The sequence below is a fragment of the Rhizobacter fulvus genome (assembly GCF_964020785.1).
Window position 1 is genome coordinate 1,677,355 of the sequence record NZ_OZ224516.1, and the last position, 18,263, is coordinate 1,695,617.

17 protein-coding genes are annotated in these 18,263 nt (G+C 70.2%); 4 read left to right on the top strand and 13 right to left on the bottom strand.

What is annotated here, in order from left to right; genetic code table 11:
- Window positions 1-108 precede the first annotated feature (108 nt).
- Window positions 109-1,653: a methyl-accepting chemotaxis protein gene (locus tag ACWH49_RS08055; protein WP_448170984.1), complete on the top strand. Its 1,545-nt coding sequence runs from the start codon at window positions 109-111 to the stop codon at window positions 1,651-1,653.
- 12 nt (window positions 1,654-1,665) lie between these two features.
- Here ACWH49_RS08055 and ACWH49_RS08060 read toward each other — a convergent pair whose 3' ends face one another.
- From ACWH49_RS08060 to ACWH49_RS08095, 8 genes are all read right to left on the bottom strand, one after another.
- Window positions 1,666-2,373 carry an ABC transporter ATP-binding protein gene (locus ACWH49_RS08060; RefSeq protein ID WP_448170985.1) on the bottom strand — a complete coding sequence of 236 codons (708 nt, stop codon included), beginning with the start codon at window positions 2,371-2,373 and terminating at the stop codon, window positions 1,666-1,668.
- Window positions 2,366-3,121 (bottom strand): ABC transporter ATP-binding protein, encoded by a 756-nt coding sequence (locus tag ACWH49_RS08065; RefSeq protein ID WP_056465991.1) that lies wholly within the window; start codon window positions 3,119-3,121, stop codon window positions 2,366-2,368. The genes ACWH49_RS08060 and ACWH49_RS08065 overlap by 8 nt, the downstream gene beginning before the upstream one ends.
- Complete coding sequence (locus tag ACWH49_RS08070) at window positions 3,118-4,086, bottom strand: branched-chain amino acid ABC transporter permease (protein ID WP_448170986.1); 969 nt, start codon at window positions 4,084-4,086, stop codon at window positions 3,118-3,120. The genes ACWH49_RS08065 and ACWH49_RS08070 overlap by 4 nt, the downstream gene beginning before the upstream one ends.
- Entirely contained in the window at window positions 4,083-4,946 is an 864-nt protein-coding gene (locus tag ACWH49_RS08075; protein ID WP_056465997.1) for a branched-chain amino acid ABC transporter permease, read from the bottom strand. The genes ACWH49_RS08070 and ACWH49_RS08075 overlap by 4 nt, the downstream gene beginning before the upstream one ends.
- A gap of 14 nt (window positions 4,947-4,960) precedes the next feature.
- On the bottom strand, window positions 4,961-6,145 hold the full coding sequence (locus ACWH49_RS08080) for an ABC transporter substrate-binding protein (RefSeq protein WP_448170987.1): 1,185 nt from the start codon (window positions 6,143-6,145) through the stop codon (window positions 4,961-4,963).
- A gap of 62 nt (window positions 6,146-6,207) precedes the next feature.
- A complete protein-coding gene (locus ACWH49_RS08085; RefSeq protein WP_448170988.1) occupies window positions 6,208-7,194 on the bottom strand; it encodes a PDR/VanB family oxidoreductase in 987 nt (328 codons plus the stop codon).
- Window positions 7,195-7,215: 21 nt separating this feature from the next.
- Entirely contained in the window at window positions 7,216-7,977 is a 762-nt protein-coding gene (locus ACWH49_RS08090; protein WP_448170989.1) for a GntR family transcriptional regulator, read from the bottom strand.
- Entirely contained in the window at window positions 7,974-9,071 is a 1,098-nt protein-coding gene (locus tag ACWH49_RS08095) for an aromatic ring-hydroxylating dioxygenase subunit alpha (RefSeq protein ID WP_448170990.1), read from the bottom strand. The genes ACWH49_RS08090 and ACWH49_RS08095 overlap by 4 nt, the downstream gene beginning before the upstream one ends.
- A 134-nt stretch (window positions 9,072-9,205) precedes the next feature.
- On the opposite strand from ACWH49_RS08095, the gene ACWH49_RS08100 reads away from it, so the two are divergent.
- A complete protein-coding gene (locus ACWH49_RS08100) occupies window positions 9,206-10,321 on the top strand; it encodes a 5-methyltetrahydropteroyltriglutamate--homocysteine S-methyltransferase (protein WP_448170991.1) in 1,116 nt (371 codons plus the stop codon).
- Window positions 10,322-10,397: 76 nt separating this feature from the next.
- Window positions 10,398-11,168, top strand: a complete 771-nt coding sequence (locus tag ACWH49_RS08105) for a hypothetical protein (protein ID WP_448170992.1) — start codon at window positions 10,398-10,400, stop codon at window positions 11,166-11,168.
- A gap of 29 nt (window positions 11,169-11,197) precedes the next feature.
- On the opposite strand, the gene ACWH49_RS08110 is transcribed toward ACWH49_RS08105, so the two are convergent.
- On the bottom strand, window positions 11,198-12,316 hold the full coding sequence (locus ACWH49_RS08110) for a succinylglutamate desuccinylase/aspartoacylase family protein (RefSeq protein ID WP_448170993.1): 1,119 nt from the start codon (window positions 12,314-12,316) through the stop codon (window positions 11,198-11,200).
- A gap of 74 nt (window positions 12,317-12,390) precedes the next feature.
- Between ACWH49_RS08110 and ACWH49_RS08115 the strand changes: the two genes are divergently transcribed.
- Window positions 12,391-14,205, top strand: coding sequence for an OPT/YSL family transporter (locus tag ACWH49_RS08115; RefSeq protein ID WP_448170994.1), 1,815 nt, complete (start codon window positions 12,391-12,393; stop codon window positions 14,203-14,205).
- A 15-nt stretch (window positions 14,206-14,220) separates the two neighbouring features.
- Here ACWH49_RS08115 and ACWH49_RS08120 read toward each other — a convergent pair whose 3' ends face one another.
- From ACWH49_RS08120 to ACWH49_RS08135, 4 genes are read right to left on the bottom strand one after another with little or no spacing between them, the layout of a single operon-like run.
- Window positions 14,221-14,700, bottom strand: coding sequence for a MarR family winged helix-turn-helix transcriptional regulator (locus tag ACWH49_RS08120; RefSeq protein ID WP_448170995.1), 480 nt, complete (start codon window positions 14,698-14,700; stop codon window positions 14,221-14,223).
- An 8-nt stretch (window positions 14,701-14,708) separates the two neighbouring features.
- A complete protein-coding gene (locus ACWH49_RS08125; protein ID WP_448170996.1) occupies window positions 14,709-15,449 on the bottom strand; it encodes an ABC transporter ATP-binding protein in 741 nt (246 codons plus the stop codon).
- A 2-nt stretch (window positions 15,450-15,451) separates the two neighbouring features.
- Window positions 15,452-17,218 carry a branched-chain amino acid ABC transporter ATP-binding protein/permease gene (locus tag ACWH49_RS08130; protein WP_056466022.1) on the bottom strand — a complete coding sequence of 589 codons (1,767 nt, stop codon included), beginning with the start codon at window positions 17,216-17,218 and terminating at the stop codon, window positions 15,452-15,454.
- A gap of 4 nt (window positions 17,219-17,222) precedes the next feature.
- Window positions 17,223-18,263: a branched-chain amino acid ABC transporter permease gene (locus ACWH49_RS08135; RefSeq protein WP_448170997.1), complete on the bottom strand. Its 1,041-nt coding sequence runs from the start codon at window positions 18,261-18,263 to the stop codon at window positions 17,223-17,225.

The window sequence follows — 18,263 nt, forward strand, 5'->3', positions numbered from 1 at the left end:
ACACATTGATCTAGATCAAAGCGGATGCATTCAGCGCGAAGTCGTGCCGCCGGACGGCCGATATGCCGTCTGTCCACCTCCAGCGACGCACAACGACAAGGACACCCGATGCGCCTCAACGAACCCGTCACCCAGCGCGAATACGTCTTCCCCGACGACGCGACCCTGATGTCGAGCACCGACACCCGGGGCCGGATCACCTACGCCAATGCCGCGTTCTGCGCCACCAGTGGCTTCACCCGTGAACAGCTGCAGGGGCAGCCGCACAACATGGTCCGGCACCCGGACATGCCTCCGGAGGCGTTCGCCGACATGTGGGCATCGCTGAAGAGCGGCGAACCGTGGGTCGCGCTGGTCAAGAACCGGCGCGCCAACGGCGACCACTATTGGGTGCAGGCGAACGCGACGCCGGTCGTGCGCAGCGGGCGCCAGGCCGGCTACTTATCGGTGCGCACCAAGCCCACGGCCGCCGAGGTGGCCGGGGCCGAGTCGCTGTACCGCGACTTCCGCACCGGCGCGGCGGGCAGCCGCCGTTTCCACAAGGGCCTGATCGTGCGCACCGGCCTGCTGGGCTGGACCTCGGCGCTGCAGACGATGCCGGTGCGCTGGCGGCTGCGCAGCGGCTTGCTGGTCCTTGCGCCGTCCCTCATCGGAGTGGGCTGGGGGCTCGGCCTGGGCGGCTCGTCGCTCGCGATGTTCGCCGGCGCGACGGCCGCGCTGACGCTGGCCGCGGGCTGGTGGTTCGAGGCCCAGATCGCGCGCCCGCTCGAATCCATGTGCCGGGAAGCGCTCAGCGTGGCGTCGGGCGCGACCCAGAGAGTCACCGCGCTGAACCGGGTCGACGAGATCGGCATGACGATGCGCTCGATCGGGCAGCTGGGGCTGATGTTCCGCTGGCTGATCGACGACGTGAGCGAACAGGTCATCACCGTGCAATCGGCGAGCAGCGAGATCGCGCAGGGCAACAACGACCTGGCGTCGCGCACCGAGCAGGCGGCATCGAGCGTGCAGGAGTCGGCCTCGGCGATGACGCAGATGACGGCCACGGTGCAGAGCACCGCCGACACCGCCTCCAAGGCAAACGAGCTGTCGGCCTCGGCCAGCGGCGCCGCCGCGAAGGGCGGCCAGGCGGTGGCCGAGGTCGTGCAGACGATGCAGGACATCACCCAGAGCTCGAAGCGGATCGGCGACATCATCGGCGTGATCGACGGCATCGCGTTCCAGACCAACATCCTGGCGCTCAATGCCGCCGTGGAAGCGGCCCGCGCCGGCGAGCAGGGCCGCGGCTTCGCGGTGGTGGCCGCCGAGGTCCGGGCGCTCGCGCAACGCAGCGCGACCGCGGCGCGCGAGATCAAGGAACTGATCGCGACCAGCGTGCAGAAGGTCGAGTCCGGCAGTGCGATGGTCGATCACGCGGGCCGCACGATGGGCACCATCGTCGACGAGGTCAAGCGGGTCTCGCAGATGATCGCCGAGATCAGCGCCGCCACGATCGAGCAGAGCACCGGCATCACGCAGGTCGGCCAGGCGATGGGGCACCTGGACGAGATCACGCAGCAGAACGCCGCGCTGGTCGAGCAGAGCGCCGCCGCATCGGAAAGCCTGCGGCTGCAGGCGGTGCGGCTGGTCGAGGCGGTCAGCGTGTTCCGCTGAGCCTGGGGCCGCTCAATGCCGCGCGACCGCGAGCCAGCGGTCGAGCTGCTCGCGGTCTTCGAGCAGGGCGGCGCTGGCGCCTTCGTGCACGACGCTGCCGCGGTCCAGCACCACGGCGCGTTGCGTGATCGGCAGGATCATCCGCGGGTTCTGCTCGACGATGATCGCGCTCATGCCCTCGTCGCGCACCACCCGCGCGATCGAGCGCAGCAACTCCTCGACGATGATCGGCGCCAGGCCCTCCAGCGGCTCGTCGAGCAGCAGCAGCTTCGGGTTCAGCACCAGCGCCCGTGCGACCGCGAGCATCTGCTGTTCGCCGCCCGAGAGCTGGTTGCCCATGTTGGCCTTCCGCTCGGCCAGGCGCGGGAACATCTCGTAGGCGCGCGCCACCGTCCACGGCCCGGGGCGCGCGACGGCGCTGAGGTTCTCGTCGACCGTCAGCGACTTGAAGATGTTGCGCTCCTGCGGCACCCAGCCGATGCCGGCCGCGGCGCGCTGGTGCGGCGCGAGCGCGGTCAGGTCCTGGCCGGCCAGCACGATGCGGCCGGCGTGGCGGCGCGTCACGCCGACCAGCGTGTTCAGCAGCGTGGTCTTGCCGGTGCCGTTGCGGCCCAGCAGCGCCAGCGATTCGCCCTGCGGCAGCACGAGGTCGATGCCCTGCACGACCACCGCCTCGCCGTAGCCGGATCGGAGCCCTTCGATCTTCAGCAGCTCAGCCATGGACGGCCTCGCCGAGGTAGACGGCCTTGACCCGCGGGTCGTTCGAGATCGACTGCACGTCGCCCTCGGCGAACACTGCACCGTTGACCAGCACCGTCACGCTCTTCGCGAAGTTGAAGACCAGGTCCATGTCGTGCTCGATCAGCAGCACCGAGACCTCGGCCGGCAGCGCGTTGATGATCTCGAAGATCTCCTGCCGCTCGCCCTCGGGCACGCCGGCGACCGGCTCGTCGAGCAACAGCACGCGCGGCGCGCAGGCCAGCGCGGTCGCGATCTCGAGCAGCCGGCGCTTGCCGTAGGCGAGGTGCTGCACGGGTTGGTCGGCGACGTCGTCGAGGTGGAACTGGCGCAGCAGCGTGTCGCACACAGGCGCCACCCGCGGGTCGGCCCCCAGCCTGCGCCACCACCGCCCGCCGATGCCGAGCTGCGCCGAGACACTCAGCGCCAGCGACTGCAGCGGCGTCAACGCATTGAACAGCTGGTTGATCTGGAAGGTGCGCACGATGCCGCGGCGCACGCGCTGGTGCGGCGCGAGGCGGGTGATGTCGACGCCGTCGAGCCAGATCGAACCGGCGGTCGGCTCGAGCACGCCGGTCAGCAGGTTGATCAGCGTGGTCTTGCCGGCGCCGTTCGGGCCGATCAGCGCGCGTCGGGCGCCTTTCTCGACCTGGATCGAGACCTCGTTGGTCGGCGTGATGCCGCCGAAGCGCTTCAGCAAGCCGCGGGTTTCCAGGACGATGTCGTTCATGAGCGCTCGAACCATCGATGCGGCCGCGTCAGCTTCTCGCGGCCGACCAGCACCAGCACGACCAGGAACACGCCGAGCCAGAAGTTCCAGTACTGCGGCGTCCAGGCCGCCACCAGGTCGTGCAGCAGCTTGAAGACGATCGCGCCGAAGATGCCGCCGTACAGGTAGCCGGTGCCGCCGATCACCAGCACCAGCAGCACCTCGGCGCTGCGGTGGAAGTCGAACACGTCGAGCGAGGCGAAGCCGCTGGTCTGCGCCAGCAGCGCGCCGGCGGCGCCGGCCATCGCCGCGGCGATCGTGTAGACCGCGACCAGCCGCGCGTTGACCGACAGCCCAATGCTCGCGGCACGCAGCCGGTTGTCGCGCAGCGCCTGCAGCGAGTAGCCGAACGGCGAGTGCACCAGCCGGCGGCCGATGAACAGGCACGCGATCAGCACGAACAGCGTGTAGCCATACGCGGTGCGGCCGTAGAGGTCGAACTCGAAGCGGCCGAACGGCGTCAGCAGCGGGCCCATCACGACGCCCTGCAGTCCGTCGGCCCCGCCGGTCAGCCAGTCGAGCTTGTTGGCGAGTTCGTAGAGGATCGCCGCGACGCCGAGCGTGACCATCAGCCGCGTCAGGTCCGAGCCGCGCAGGATCAGCAGGCTGCAGACCGCGCCGAGCGCCGCCGTCGCGCCGATCGACACCGCCATGCCGACCCACGGGTCCGGCATCACCAGTTTCGCGAACAGCGCCGCGGCGTAGGCGCCGAAGCCGAAGAACGCCGCGTGCCCGAGCGAGACGATGCCGGCGTAGCCGAGGATCAGGTCGAGCGAGACCGCGAACAGCGCCAGGATCGCGATCTCGTTCAGCAGCAGTGCGTGCGACGGCAGCAGCGCCCACGAGGCGAGCAGCGCGAGCAGCAGCGCGCCTTCCCACCAGCGCCAGCGGGCGGCGCGCGCGAGACCCGCCGCGGCGGCGCTCACCGGCCGCCTCCGGCGCGCGCGAACAGCCCCTGCGGGCGGATCATCAGGATCACGATCATCAGGCTGTAGACGATGAAGGCGCCGAGCTTGGGCACGTAGTACTTGCCCGCCACGTCGGCGATGCCGAGCAGCAGCGCGGCGAGCAGCGGGCCGGTGATCGTGGTCGTGCCGCCGACTGCGCAGACGATCAGGAAATAGACCATGAACTTGAGCGGGAAGGTCGGGTCCAGGCCCAGCACTTCCGCGCCGAGCGCGCCGCCCAGGCCGGCCAGGCCCGAGCCGACCGCGAAGGTCAGCAGGAAGATGCGGTTCACGTTCAGGCCGAGGCCGCCGGCGACGCGCGGGTCGTCGACCGCCGCGCGCAGTTGCGCGCCGAAACGGGTGCGGGTGAGCACCGCCTGCAGCGCCAGCGTCAGCGCGGCGCAGACGACGATGATGAACAGCCGGTACTTGCCGATGCCGATCCACTCGATGTCGAAGCGGCCCTGCAGCCAGGCCGGCACCTGGATGTTCTGCTGCATGCCGCCGACGACGTAGTCCACCGCGGTCACCGCGATGAAGACCAGCCCGATCGAGAACAGCACCTGGTCGAGGTGCGGCTTGGCGTACATGCGGCGGTACAGCAGCGGCTCGAGTACCGCGCCCAGTGCCGCCGCACCGAGGAACGCGAGCGGCAGGCAGACCAGGAACGGCACGCCCAGCCGGTTCATCAGCAGCACGGTGATGTAGCCGCCCGCCATCGCGAACGCGCCGTGCGCGAGGTTGATGAAGTTCATCAACCCCAGCGTCACGGCGAGACCGACCGCGAGCACGAACAGCAGCATGCCGTAGGCGATGCCGTCGAAGAGGAGCGTCAACATGCCGGCGGGTCAGCTCACTTCGCCTTGCCCGGATCCTTCACGGCCTTGATCACGTCGAACTCGACGTTGTACAGGCCATTGCCCATCGCCGGCACGCGCTCGACCTTGCGGATGTACACGTCCTGCACGATGTCGCGGGTCTGGCCGTCGATCAGCACCGGGCCGCGCGGGCTCTCGAAGATCTGGCCCTTCATCGCAGCGAGCAGCGCGTCGCCGCCTGCGCCCTTGGTGGCTTCGAGCGCCTTGTAGATCACGCGCATGCCGTCGTAGCCGCCCACGGCCATGAAGTTCGGCCGCATGCCCTTGTTCGCGGCCTGGAACGCCTCGACGAACTTCTTGTTGGTGGCCGACGGATGCGCCGCCGAGTAATGGTGCGAGTTGACGACGCCGAGCGCCACGTCGCCCATGTCGTTCAACTGGTCGTCGTCGGTCACGTCGCCGGTCGCGATCAGGCGGATGCCGCTCTTGTCCAGGCCGCGCTCGGCGAACTGCTTCATGAACGCCGCGCCCTGGCCCGACGGCAGGAACACGAACAGCGCGTCCGGCTTCGCATCGGCCACCTTCTGCAGCACCGGCGCGAAGTCGGGTGCGCGCAGCGGCGTGCGCAGCTTGTCGAGGATCTGGCCGCCGTTCAGGCGGAACTGGCTGTCGAAGAACTTCTCGGCGTCGAAGCCGGGGCCGTAGTCGGCGACCAGCGTGATGACCTTCTTGATCTTGTTCTTCGCGGCCCAGTCGGCGATCGAGATCGTGACCTGCGGCAGCGTGAAGCTGGTGCGCACAATGTACGGCGACGCCTCGGTGATGCTGCTGGTGGCCGCGGCCATCACGACCAGCGGGGTCTTGCTCTGCGTGGCCAGCGGCGCGGTCGCGAGCGCGGTCGGCGTGATGCCGAAGCCGGCGATCACCGCGACCTTGTCGGTGACGATCATCTCCTGCGCGATCCGCTTGGTCTGGTCGGGCACGGCGCCATCGTCCTTCAGGATCACCTCGACGGTGCGGCCGGCGATCTTGTTGCCGTTCTGGGCCATCCACAGCTTGACCGCAGCGTCGATCTGGCGGCCGGTCGAGGCCGACTGGCCGGTCATCGGCAGGATCAGGCCGATCTTGATCGGCCCGGTGTCGGCGGCGCCCACGGTGGCGCCACAGGCGGCGGCGAGCAGGCCGAGGGTGGCTTTCAGGACGAGGCGCTTGCTGTTCATCGGGAGTCTCCGGAAGTAGGTCTGGTGTTTCGAAAAAGGCTGTGCGACTGTAGCGGCGCGCGTCAGTCGGGCCGATAGGAGGAATCCAGCACGAGCCCGCTGCCGGTCACGCGCGAGACGCACGCGCACAGGCGCCGCCCTTCGGCCTTCTCGTGGTCGCTGAAGAACACGTCGCGGTGGTCGATGCGGCCGTCGACCGCGAGCACGTCGACCGCGCACAGCCCGCATTCACCGCGCTTGCAGTCGTACAGCGTCTCGACGCCGGCGGCCTCGAGCACGTCGAGCAGCGTGCGGTCGGCCGGCACGGTCAGTTCCAGGCCGTGGCGCGGCAGCCTGACCCAGAACGCCTCGCTCGCATGCGCGCCGGTGTTGCCGAAGGTCTCGAAGCGCAGGTTCGCCGCGGGCCGTCGGGCTGCCGACCAGGCCGCGCGCACCGCGTCGAGCAGGGGCAGCGGCCCGCAGCACAGCAGCAGCGCCTGCGGGTGCAGCGCGGCCAGGTGCGCGGCCGGATCGAGGCGCTCGCCTTGCGCATCGACGAAGGTGCGCAACCGTCCGCCGAGCGCCGCGCCGAGCGCGTCGGCAAACGCCAGTTCGTCGGCGCTGCGCGCGGCATAGAGCAGTTGCAGGTCGGCGCCGTGCGCGGCGAGCTGCTGCGCCATGCCGACGATCGGCGTGATGCCGATTCCGCCGGCGATCAGCAGGTACTGCGGCGCGCCGAGCGGCAGCTCGAAGTGGTTGGCCGGCTCGCCGACCATCAGCTCGGCGCCGCGTTCGAGCGACCACAGGTGGCGCGAGCCGCCGCGCCCTGGCTCGACGCGCTTGACGGCGATGCGGTAGACCTCGCGCGCGACCGGGTCATGCGGCAGGCCGGTCAGCGAGTACGAGCGCGTGTCCTCGCGGCCGTCGATCGTCACCCGCACGTTCAGATGGCTGCCGACCGTCCACGGCCGAACGCCGCCCTCGGGGCGGATCTCGAATTCGCGCACCGTCGTCGTCAGGTCGCGCAGCGCGCGGAGATGGGCGGGGTGCCAGTGGTCGCTGCTGCGCATCGTCGTTCTCTATTCGGGAGGTCAGCGCGCCGCGGCGCGGCGGATCAACCGCGCGCCCGGCACATGCTGCAGTGCCTGCTGGTCGTGCAGGGCCTGTTGCAGGTTGCGCCGCGCGATGCGGGCGTGCTCGCGCATCAGCGACTCGGCCCGCGCGCCCTCGCGCTGCGCGATCGCCTCGATGACCATGCGGTGCTGCTCCTGCGCGACGACGAGCACGTCGCGCGCCCGCGGCCCGACCGCGTGGGCCAGCACGAAGCCGTTCGGCGACGCGAACGGCAGCGCCTTGGCCTTGTCGAGCTGGCGCGCCAGCAGCGGGCTGCCGGCCATCTCGGCGAGCAGCGCGTGGAAGCGGTCGTTCTGCGCGACGTAGACCGAGAAGGTCTCGTCGGTCAGCGCCGGCGCGGCGAGCGCGTCGTCGATGCGTCGCAGGCAGTCGCGTGCCTCGCTCAGCAGGGCCGGGCGCACGCCGCGCTCGGCGGCGAAGCGCGCGGCCAGGCCCTCGATCGTGCCGCGCAGCTCGATCGCGTCGACGATGTCGGCCTCGCTGAAATCGCGCACCGCGTAGCCGCCGGCCGGCAGCGTGTCGAGCAGGCCTTCCTCGGCGAGCCGCACGAGCGCGAGCCGCACCGGCGTGCGCGAGACGCCGAGCCGCTCGACCAGCCACAGTTCCGCGATGCGCGCGCCCGGCGGCAGTTCGCCGGCGAGGATCAGCTCGCGCAGCGCCAACTGCGCCTTGACCGTTTGCGAGGTCGCGGCCGGCACGACCTCGTCGACGCTGTTCATGCGGCCGGCCGCAGCGGGATCACGCGCTGCGGCGCCGGCGTGCCGCCCGTTTCACGCTCGATCATCCGGTCGATCAGCCGGCGCATCCACATCGAGCCGGCGTCGATGTTGAGGTTGTAGAAGCGGTGGTCCGGGTGGTCGAGGATCGCCTGCTGCTGCGCTTCGAGGATCAGTTCGTCCTCGCGGAAGATTCGCGCGACGCCTTCGCGCAGTTCGTGGGTCAGGCGCTGGTCGGCCAGCGCGTAGTTGCGCGCGAAGGCCCAGAAGTACAGGCAGGTGGTCTCGGTCTCCGGCGTGATGGTGTTGAGCACGTAGCCGTTGACGCCCTGGCTGCGGTCGCTGTCCTTGCCGTCGCGTGGGATCGCGCCGGTCCCGGTCACCGCGACGCCGACATCGATCGCGATCGTCGCCGGCGCCTCGAAGCGGATGATCTGCCAGCGGTCGACCTGGCCTTCGCGGCCCAGGCCGTGGCGCAGCTGGCTGGCCCAGAACGGCGGCGGGTCGATGTTCTCCATCCAGCGCGTCACGGTCGCGGTGCGGTCGCCATGGGTCGCGACGAACGGCGCCTCGGCCACCGCCTGCTGGCCGATGCTGGAGCCGTGCACGAAGGTCTCGTGGGTCAGGTCCATCAGGTTGTCGAGCACGAGCCGGTAGTCGCACTTGACGCGGATCATCTTGCCGTCGCCGGCCCAGGCCGGGTCGTCGTTCCAGTGCAGGTCGGGCACCAGCGCGGGGTCGGCCAGCGCGACTTCGCCGGGCCAGACCCAAATGAAGCGGTGCTTCTCGACCACCGGGAAACTGCGCACGCAGGCCGACGGGTTGATCGTCTCCTGCGACGGCATGCGGGTGCAGCGGCCGTCGGCGTTGTAGACCAGGCCGTGGTAGCCGCAGGTCACCTCGTCGCCGTCGAGCCGGCCCTTGGACAGCGGCAGCAGGCGGTGCCAGCAGGCGTCCTCGAGGATCGCCAGCGTGCCGTCGACGCGCCGGAACATCACCAGCTTGCGCTGGCAGACCGTGCGCGCGAGCAGTTCGCGCCCGACCTCCACATCGTAGGCGCAGGCATACCAGGCGTTCAGCGGAAAGGTCGAGCTCATCGTCGTACGCCGGATCGTTGTATACAGAGATGAGAGTTTCCAACCCCGTGAGCAGCATCATTAGCGGGTTAACCCGCATTCAATCCCATTCGCTGTATTCAACAATGGCCGCCGGACCTCGAACGGAGACACAGATGACGCTGCGCACCACCCCGCCCTTCCGCGCCGACCACGTCGGCAGCTTCCTGCGCCCCAAGTTCCTGCTCGACGCGCGCGCGCAACGCGCCAAGGGCGAGATCAGCCCCGAGCAGCTGCGGGCGGTCGAAGACAAGGCGATCACCGAGATCGTGAAATTCCAGGAGGACGTGGGCCTGCACTCGATCACCGACGGCGAGTTCCGCCGCACCTATTTCCACATCGACTTCCTCGAGCAGCTCGGCGGCGTGCAGTGCGCGCCGCCGGTCACCGTGATCCGGCCCGACGGCAGCGAGGAACTCGCGCCGCCGGTGATGAAGGTGACCGGCAAGGTCCGGCACGTGAAGGACATCCAGCGCGCGGACTTCGAGTACCTGAAGTCGCAGGTCAGTGCGGGCCGCACCCCGAAGGTCACGATCCCGTCGCCGACGATGCTGCACTTCCGCGGCGGCCGCGCCGGCATCAGCCGCGAGGCCTACCCCGAGCTCGACCCGGCGTTCTACGACGACGTGGCAACCGCCTACGGCGACGAGCTGCGCGCGCTCGCCGCCGCGGGCTGCACCTACGTGCAGATGGACGACACCAACCTCGCCTACCTGTGCGACGACAAGATGCGCGAGGCGGCCCGCCAGCGCGGCGACGACCCGAACGAGCTGCCGCACCGCTACGCGACCTTCATCAACAAGGTGGTCGCGCAGAAGCCCGCCGGCATGACGCTGGCGATGCACCTGTGCCGCGGCAACTTCAAGAGCACGCACGCGGCGGCCGGCAACTACGAGCCGGTGGCCGAGGCGCTGCTGGCCGAGATGAACCTCGACGCCTACTTCATGGAGTACGACGACGCCCGCTCCGGCGACTTCCGCCCGCTGCGCTTCTTGCCGAAGAACAAGATCGTCGTGCTCGGCCTGGTCACGACCAAGTTCGGCGCGATGGAATCGAAGGACGAACTCAAGCGCCGCATCGACGAGGCTGCGAAGTTCGCGCCGCTCGACCAGCTCTGCCTGTCACCGCAGTGCGGCTTCAGCAGCACGGTGCACGGCAACAACATCGCGGTGCAGGCACAGCGGGACAAGCTGCGCCTGGTCGTCGAGGTGGCGCAGGAGGTGTGGGGCTGACATTTCGCTCCGCCGCGCTCCGGATTGCGTTAGTCTTCCGGCCGCCCCTCTTCGGTGGCGCCTGGCGGAGACGACGATGACGACGACGACTCTCGGGGTGGGCGGGACGGCTGCGGCCCGGTCCGACACGCGCTGGTTCTATGTCTGGATGGCCAGCGCGTGCGTGCTGATCGCGTTCGGCGGCTTCGTTCCCACCTACTGGTCGCGCCTGGCGACAGGCAGCTTCGGCGGCGCCCCGATCCTGCACATCCACGGCGCCCTGTTCTTCACGTGGACGCTGTTCTTCCTGGTGCAGACGACCCTCGTCGCGCTCGGGCGCACCGCGGATCACCGCGCGTGGGGGCTGGCCGGCATCTCGCTGGCGACGGCGATGGCGTGCTCGGTGGTGCTCGCCGCGATCAACTCGATGCGCGTGGCGGAAACGATCGGCATGGTCGAGCAGGCGCGGCGCTTCTCGTATGTCTCGCTCAGCGGCGTGGTGCTGTTCGCGGGGTTGCTGACCGTGGCGATCGTCCAGGTGCGGCGCAGCGAGATCCACAAGCGGCTGATGCTGCTGGCGATGATCCCGCTGATGCACGCCGCGACGGCCCGCGTCTTCATGACGCTGTTCGCGCCGCCCGATGCGAAGGGGCCGCCACCGGTCTTCGTGTCGGTTCCTCCCGGCCTGCTGGTCGACCTGCTGATCGTCGCGGGCATGGTGTACGACGCGCGCACGCGCGGCCGGCCGCATCCGGCCTACCTCATCGGTGGCGCGTTGCTGCTCGCCAATCAGCTGCTGGCCGTGCCGCTGAGCGCCACGCCCGCCTGGATGTCGATCGCCCGCGCGGTGCAAGCCCTGGCCGGCTGACGCCGGCCGTTCGGGCACCGCCAGCGCCCTCAGTCGCTCGACAGCTTGCCCGAGCGCACCGTGACCGCGCCCGCCACTTTCGCGAGCGCGCGCCCGGCGCGCGCATAGCGCTGCGATTCGCGGGCGAAGAACAGGCCGTCGGTGCGGGTCGCGACCGGGTGCGCGGTGCCGGCGATCGGATCGACCACGTCGAACACCACGTCGCCAGCGTGCAGCCGCTCGCCGAGCTCCCGCAGGTAGACGACGACGCCGCTGACCGGCGCCTTCAGCACATCGGTCGCGTCGAGTGGCGTGGCCGGCTCGCGCAGCGGCGGCAGCGCCGGCGCCGGGCCGTCGACGAGGCCGCGGTGGGTCAGGAACGCGACCAGCGCGTCGGCATCCGCCCCGGCCAGCGGGTGCGCCACGTCGGCTTCGCCGCGCAGCTCCAGCGTCACGCTCAGGCAGCCCATCGGGATCGGGTGGCGGCCGCGGAAGTGCGCTTCGAGCTGCCACCAGGTCTGCGAGCAGGCCTCATCGAACGGGTTGTCGCCGGATTCGCTCGCGAGCAGCGACGCGCGCGCGCCGGTGAGCCGCGCGAGCGGCTCGCACTGCGGCCACAGCGCGGTGCCGGTGTACAGGTGCAGCAGCGATTCGGCGTCGCAATGCAGGTCGAGCACGACCTCGGCGTCGCAGGCCAGGCCGAGCAACGCCTTGCGCTGGCTCATCAGCTCGGTGTCCTCGGGCAGCGCCGCGATCAGCGAGCGCAGCGCGGCGCGCACCGTCCGTGCGTTGGCATTCGCATCGGCGCCGAGCCGGCCTTCGAGCAGCGGGACGACCGCCCCGAACAACGCCGGGTAGTGGCGGTTGAAGTTCTCGCCGCTGCCGAGTTCGAAGCGGCCCTCGTTCTTCAACAGCACGGTCTGCGCGACGCCGATCGGGTTCGCGACCGGCACGACGACCACCTCGCCGCGCAGCCGCCCGTCGCGCTCCAGCGCGGCCAGCCGCTGCCGCAGGTGGTGCGCGACCAGCATGCCGGGCAGCTCGTCGGCATGCAGCGAGGCCTGCACATAGACCTTGCGGCCGGCATCGACCGGGCCGTAGTGAAAGCTGACGATTTCGCGGCGCGTGCCGAGCGGCGCGCCGGCGAGCGGATGGGTTCGAACGTGCATGGCGCACTGTAGCGGCCCGCTGGCCGGCGCGGTTCTGTCGGACAATCCGCCCGCCCCGATTGCCGAACACCGCGATGACGACCAACCCGCCCACCGCCCTCACCGCCCCGCGCTGGGCCTGGCTGCCGCCGATCGGCAGCCGCCGCTACTACCTGATGCTGGGACTGCTCGGTGCGCTGGTGCTGGGGCCGCTCGGCGGCGTGACCGCGTCGTACATGAACTTCTCGATCGGCTTCTTCGTCGGCGGGCAGGTGCTGGCCGGCATCCTCGGCTCGACGGTGACGCTGGGCTACGGCCCCGAAGGCAAGCACGGCGCCAACTACATGCAGACGGCGGCCGCCTCGGTCGCCGGCATGGCGGGCATGGGCGTGCTGATCCAGGCGATGGTCTGGATGGGGCTGCCGCAGCCGCCGCTGTGGCAGCTGATGCTGTTCATGGGCGCGATCGGCATGTTCGGCGCCGGCGTCGGCATGCTGTACACGCCGGTGCTGGTCGACCGGCTGCAGCTGACCTTCCCCTCGGGCCTGGCGGTCGCGAACATCCTGCGCGCGCTGACCGACCCGGTGCTGCTGCGCCAGTCGATCGCGCGGCTCGGCACCGGCATGGGCCTGGGCCTGGCCGGCGGCATCGGTGCCGCCAAGCTCGGCTGGCTGGCGGCGATCGAGATCTCCACGTCGACGCTCGGCGCCGGCATGCTGGTCGGCGCACGCATCGGCGTGGCGGCGCTGGTGGCCGGCGCGACCGGCACGCTGCTGATCCCGTTTTTCGTCTCGATCGGCTGGCTGCAGGCCGGCGAGCCGTTCCGCAAGATCACGTTCCTGATCGGCCTCGGGCTGATCATGGGCGCGGCGATCCTCGACATCGGGCAGATCCTGGCCGAGGCCTGGCGCCGCTGGCGCGCCCCGCCGGTCGCCAAGGCGCCGGTGGCTGGCGAGGAGTGGAAGCGCACCAGCACCGGCCGGCTGCTCGCGTGGGTCGCGTTCTGGGGCGCGGCGGTCGTGTGGGTCGGCGCCGGCGTGCTGCACCAGCCGGTGTTCTTCATGGCGGTGGCGATCGTGCTGGTGTTCGTGTTCGCGATGGTCAACGGCATCTCGCTCGGCATCAGCGACAGCAACCCGATCTCGTCGGCCTTCGTCACCGCGGTGGTGCTGATGGCCGCCCTCGGGCTCAAGGACCCGATCGTCGGGCTGATGGCCGGCAGCATCCTGCTGGTGGCCTGCAGCGTCGCCGGCGACATGCAGCAGGACCGCTCGACCGGCTGGCGCCTGGGCACGCCGCGGACGATCCAGTTCCGCTTCCAGGTGATGGGTCTGGTGGTCGGCGCGATCCTGACCGTCGGCTTCGCCAAGCTGTTCATGAGCGCCTACCCGGTGCTGGGTCTGGACCAGACCGTGCAGTCGGCCGCCGAGCAATCGACCCAGTGGCAGTCGACGATGACCTACAAGTTCGTCGGCGTGCTGCGCAGCCTGACGGACGACAAGCCTTACCAGCGCACCGCGATCGTGATCGGGATCGCGATCGGGCTTTCGGTCCAGCTGCTGCGCCAGTGGCTGTTCTCGCGCGCCGCCTACCAGCGCTTCAGGCAGAGCGGGCGGCTCGGCGGCGCGGCCGACTTCGTGATCGACGCGGCGCTGATCCCGTCGCCCTACGCGTATTCGTTCGGCACCTTCCTGAGCCTGGCGACGTCGGCCTGGTTCGCGGCCGGCGGCGTGATCAGCAGCGTCGCGAACTGGCTCGGGGGTCGCGGCGCCACCGACCGTCGCAGCGACGACACGCTGGCCGACGACATGAGCACCACGTCGCTGATCGGCGGTGGCCTGATCGCGGGCGACGCGCTCGCGGCGCTGGGGCTGGGCGTGGTGGGATTGCTCGCGACGGTGGCGGGCTAGCGGCCGAGTCCGGCGTCAGCGTTTGACCGGCTTGCCGGTCGCGACCTTCATCAGCAGTTCGATCAGCAGCGCGCGCTCCGCGGCCGAGAGCGCGCGCAGCGCGGGCGCCTCCATCGTCGCGGCGATGGCCTCGGCGCGCTCGACGAGGTCCTGGCCGCTGGCGGTCAGGTGGATGTGCATCGCGCGCCGGTCCTTGGTGCTGCGCACCCGTTCGACCCAGCCGCGCTCGACCAGCCGGTCGAGCGTGACGGCCATGTTGGGCGCCGAGATGTCGAGCGCCTCGCCGAGTTGCTTCTGGTTGACCTGCGGGTTCGCGGCCACGAGCATCAGGATCGAGAACTCGACGACCTTGAGGTCGAGCGGCTCGAAGTTGCGCGCGAACACGCGCTTCATCGTGATCGCGGCGCGACTCGCGGCGTAGCCGACGAGGTGGGTCAGGCGGGACTGGTCGAGCGTGTCGGCGCTCGCGGGCGGGGGAGCGGCGGTTCCAGGCATCCTGGAGTCTAGGCCGCGTTCTTGCGCGCCGCGCCGAGGTAGGTGTCGATCACGCGCGAGTCCTTCGCCAGGTCGGCAGCCGGGCCCTCGAGGGCGATCTCGCCCATCTCCAGCACGTAGCCGTGGTCGGCGACCTCGAGCGCGGCGCGCGCGTTCTGCTCGACCAGCAGAATGGTCACGCCAGTCGCGCGCAGCCCGTCGATGATGCGGAAGATCTCTTTCACGACCAGCGGCGCGAGGCCCAGGCTGGGCTCGTCGAGCATCAGCAATTGCGGCTTGCTCATCAGCGCGCGGCCGATCGCGAGCATCTGGCGCTCGCCGCCCGACAGCGTGCCGGCCAGCTGCGTGCGGCGTTCCTTCAGGCGCGGGAACAGCGTGAACACCTCCTCGATCGCCGCGGCGCTGTCCTTCTTGCCCAGGCGCACCTGGCGGTAGGCGCCGAGCAGCAGGTTGTCCTCGACCGGCATCGTGCCGAACAGCGCGCGCGTCTCGGGCACCAGCGCCATGCCCTGCATCACGCGCTCTTCGAGCGTGTCGAGGACCATCGATCGGCCCTGGTAGTCGATCGCGCCGCGCGACGGCAGGCAGCCCATCAGCGCGTTCAGCAGCGTCGACTTGCCGGCGCCGTTCGGACCGATCACGGTGACGACGCTGCCCTTCGCCGCTTTCAGGTTCAGGCCGTGCAGCACCTCGGCGCGGCCGTAGCCGGCGTGCAGATCGCGAACGTCGAGGATCAGGTCGGTCGTCATGCTCAGTGCTCCGTGCCGAGGTAGGCGGCGCGCACGGCCGGGCTGGCCTGCACTTCTTCCGGCGTGCCTTCGATCAGCTTGGTGCCGAATTCCATCACGACGATGCGGTCGACCAGGCCCATTACCAGGTCCATGTCGTGCTCGACCAGCAGGATGCTCAGGCCCTCGTCGCGAAGCTGGCGCAGCACGTCGGCCAGGCCCTGCTTCTCCTTCAGGCGCAGGCCGGCGGCGGGCTCGTCGAGCAGCAGCAGCGTCGGGTCCGCACACAGCGCGCGGGCGATCTCCATCAGCCGCTGCGGGCCGAGCGCCAGGTTGCCGGCGAGTTCGTGCATGTGCTCGGCCATGCCGATGCGGCGCAGCTGCTTCTCGGCTTCCTTGAGCAGTTGCCGCTCCTCGGCGCGGTCGATCCGCAGCATCGCCGAGCCCACGCCGCGCGAGCCGCGCAGGTGCGCGCCCAGCGCGACGTTCTCGAGCACCGTCATGCCGGCGATCATCTTGACGTGCTGGAAGGTGCGCGAGACGCCGCGCTTGGCGATCTGGCGGGACGGCAGCGAGTCGATGCGCTCGCCGCGCAGCGTGACGCTGCCGCGCGTGACCGGCAACACGCCGGTGACGAGGTTGAAGGTGGTCGACTTGCCCGCACCGTTCGGCCCGATCAGCCCGAGGATCTCGCCGGCGCGCACCTGGAAGCTCACGTCGTTGACGGCGACCAGGCCGCCGAACTCCTTGCGCGCCGCGTTCACGTCGAGCACGACCTCGCCATGCGGGGGGCGCGAGCGCTCGGCCAGCGCCGGCGCATCGGCCCAGTCGACCTTGCGCTGGACGCGCGGCAGGCGCGCCTCGATGAACGCCCAGATGCCGTCGCGCGCGTACTGCAGCACCAGCACCAGCAGGATGCCGAACACGATGATCTCGTAGTTGCCGCTGCCGCCCAGCAGCTTGGGCAGCCAGACCTGCAGCTGGTCCTCGAGGATCTTGACGACGCCGGCGCCGACCAGCGCGCCCCAGACGTGGCCGACCCCGCCGATCACCGCCATGAACAGGTACTCGATGCCCATCTTCAGGCCGAACGGCGACGGGTTGACGGTGCGCTGGAAGTGCGCGAACAGCCAGCCCGAGATGCTCGCCAGCATCGCCGCGAGCACGAACGCGGTGACCTTGGTCTGGAAGGTGTTGACGCCCATCGCCTCGGCCATCGTCGAGCCGCCCTTGACGGCGCGCAGCGCGCGGCCGGCGCGCGAGTCGAGCAGGTTGGTCGCGGCCAGCGCGGCCAGCACGACGATCACCCACAGCAGGTAGAAGAAGCTGCGGCCGGTGTTGAGCTCGATGCCGAAGAACTTCAGCGCCGGCACGCCGAGCAGGCCGTCGTACTTGCCGAGCGCGTCGATGTTGCCGAGCAGGTAGTACAGGCTCAGGCCCCACGCGATCGTCGCGAGCGGCAGGTAGTGGCCGGACATGCGCAGCGTGATCCAGCCGAGGATCAAGGCCGCGATCGCGGTGATGACCAGCCCGATCCAGACCGTGAGCCACGGCGACACGCCCTGCGTCAGCGTCAGGTACGCGGCGGTGTACGCCCCGAGGCCGACGAACGCGGCCTGCCCGAACGAGGTGAGCCCGGCCACGCCGGTCAGCAGCACGAGACCGATGACCACCAGCGTGTACAGCCCGATGTAGTTGGCCTGGGTGATCCAGAACTCGGGCACCGGCAGCTGCGGCAGCAGCGCCAGCAGCACGATGAAAGCGATCAGGAAGGAACGGCGCATGGTCATGGCGTCATTCCTCTTCGTCGTCATGGCCGTGCTGGAACGAGCGCCACAGCAGCACGGGAATGATCACGGTGAACACGATCACCTCCTTGAACGCACTCGCGTAGAACGAGCCGAAACTCTCGAGCAGGCCGACGAACAGTGCGCCGACCGCCGCGGCCGGGTAGCTCGCCAGGCCGCCGAAGATCGCGGCGACGAAGCCTTTCAGGCCGATCAGGAAGCCGGAGTCGTAGAACAGCGTCGTCGTCGGCCCGATCAGCAGGCCCGACAGCGCGCCCATGAACGCGGCCAGGCCGAAGCTCAGCCGCCCGGCGCCGGTCGTCGAGATGCCCATCAGCCGCGCGCCGAGCCGGTTGACCGCGGTGGCGCGCAGCGCCTTGCCGCGCAGCGTGCGCTCGAAGAACAGGTACAGCATCAGGATCAGCGCGATCGAGACCATGAAGATGATCACCGCCTGGCCCGACAGCGCGAGCGCGCCGGCCGAGAAGCGCGCGTCCCAGAAGCTCGGGTTGCGAAAGCCCTCGGCGCCGAAGAACACCAGCCCCAGGCCGGTCAGCGCGAAGTGGGTGCCGACCGAGACGATCAGCAGCACCAGCACGGTGGCATCGGCGAGCTTTTCATAGGCGAGGCGGTAGACCAGCGGGCCGAGCGGCGTGACGATCGCCAGCGTCAGCAGGCTCTGGAACAGCAGCGGCAGCTTCAGCGGGGCGGCCCACCAGGTGACGGCCGCGACGATCACCGGCGCGACCAGCCAGCGACCCGCTTTCATCAGTGCCGCCCCGACCGGTACGCCGCGCTTCAGCGCAGCGACCAGGTCGAGCGCGGTCGCGATCGCCGCCATCACCACCAGCAGCCAGACCGTGCCAGGCACCTTGCCCATCTGCAGCAGCGCCAGCGTCAGCGCCCCGTAGGCCACGAATTCGCCCTGCGGGATGAAGATCACCCGCGTGATCGCGAACACCAGGACGGTCGCCAGCCCGAGCAGCGCGTAGATCGCGCCGTTCGTCGCGCCGTCGAGCATCAGGATGCTGGCAATCGAGAAGTCCAT

Bases quoted from the DNA above. Each gene is read 5' to 3' on its own strand.
- ACWH49_RS08055 (WP_448170984.1), top strand. From the start codon at position 109: ATGCGCCTCAACGAACCCGTCACCCAGCGCGAATACGTCTTCCCCGAC.
- ACWH49_RS08060 (WP_448170985.1), bottom strand. From the start codon at position 2,373: ATGGCTGAGCTGCTGAAGATCGAAGGGCTCCGATCCGGCTACGGCGAG.
- ACWH49_RS08065 (WP_056465991.1), bottom strand. From the start codon at position 3,121: ATGAACGACATCGTCCTGGAAACCCGCGGCTTGCTGAAGCGCTTCGGC.
- ACWH49_RS08075 (WP_056465997.1), bottom strand. From the start codon at position 4,946: ATGTTGACGCTCCTCTTCGACGGCATCGCCTACGGCATGCTGCTGTTC.
- ACWH49_RS08080 (WP_448170987.1), bottom strand. From the start codon at position 6,145: ATGAACAGCAAGCGCCTCGTCCTGAAAGCCACCCTCGGCCTGCTCGCC.
- ACWH49_RS08085 (WP_448170988.1), bottom strand. From the start codon at position 7,194: ATGCGCAGCAGCGACCACTGGCACCCCGCCCATCTCCGCGCGCTGCGC.
- ACWH49_RS08090 (WP_448170989.1), bottom strand. From the start codon at position 7,977: ATGAACAGCGTCGACGAGGTCGTGCCGGCCGCGACCTCGCAAACGGTC.
- ACWH49_RS08095 (WP_448170990.1), bottom strand. From the start codon at position 9,071: ATGAGCTCGACCTTTCCGCTGAACGCCTGGTATGCCTGCGCCTACGAT.
- ACWH49_RS08100 (WP_448170991.1), top strand. From the start codon at position 9,206: ATGACGCTGCGCACCACCCCGCCCTTCCGCGCCGACCACGTCGGCAGC.
- ACWH49_RS08105 (WP_448170992.1), top strand. From the start codon at position 10,398: ATGACGACGACGACTCTCGGGGTGGGCGGGACGGCTGCGGCCCGGTCC.
- ACWH49_RS08110 (WP_448170993.1), bottom strand. From the start codon at position 12,316: ATGCACGTTCGAACCCATCCGCTCGCCGGCGCGCCGCTCGGCACGCGC.
- ACWH49_RS08115 (WP_448170994.1), top strand. From the start codon at position 12,391: ATGACGACCAACCCGCCCACCGCCCTCACCGCCCCGCGCTGGGCCTGG.
- ACWH49_RS08120 (WP_448170995.1), bottom strand. From the start codon at position 14,700: ATGCCTGGAACCGCCGCTCCCCCGCCCGCGAGCGCCGACACGCTCGAC.
- ACWH49_RS08125 (WP_448170996.1), bottom strand. From the start codon at position 15,449: ATGACGACCGACCTGATCCTCGACGTTCGCGATCTGCACGCCGGCTAC.
- ACWH49_RS08130 (WP_056466022.1), bottom strand. From the start codon at position 17,218: ATGACCATGCGCCGTTCCTTCCTGATCGCTTTCATCGTGCTGCTGGCG.
- ACWH49_RS08135 (WP_448170997.1), bottom strand. From the start codon at position 18,263: ATGGACTTCTCGATTGCCAGCATCCTGATGCTCGACGGCGCGACGAAC.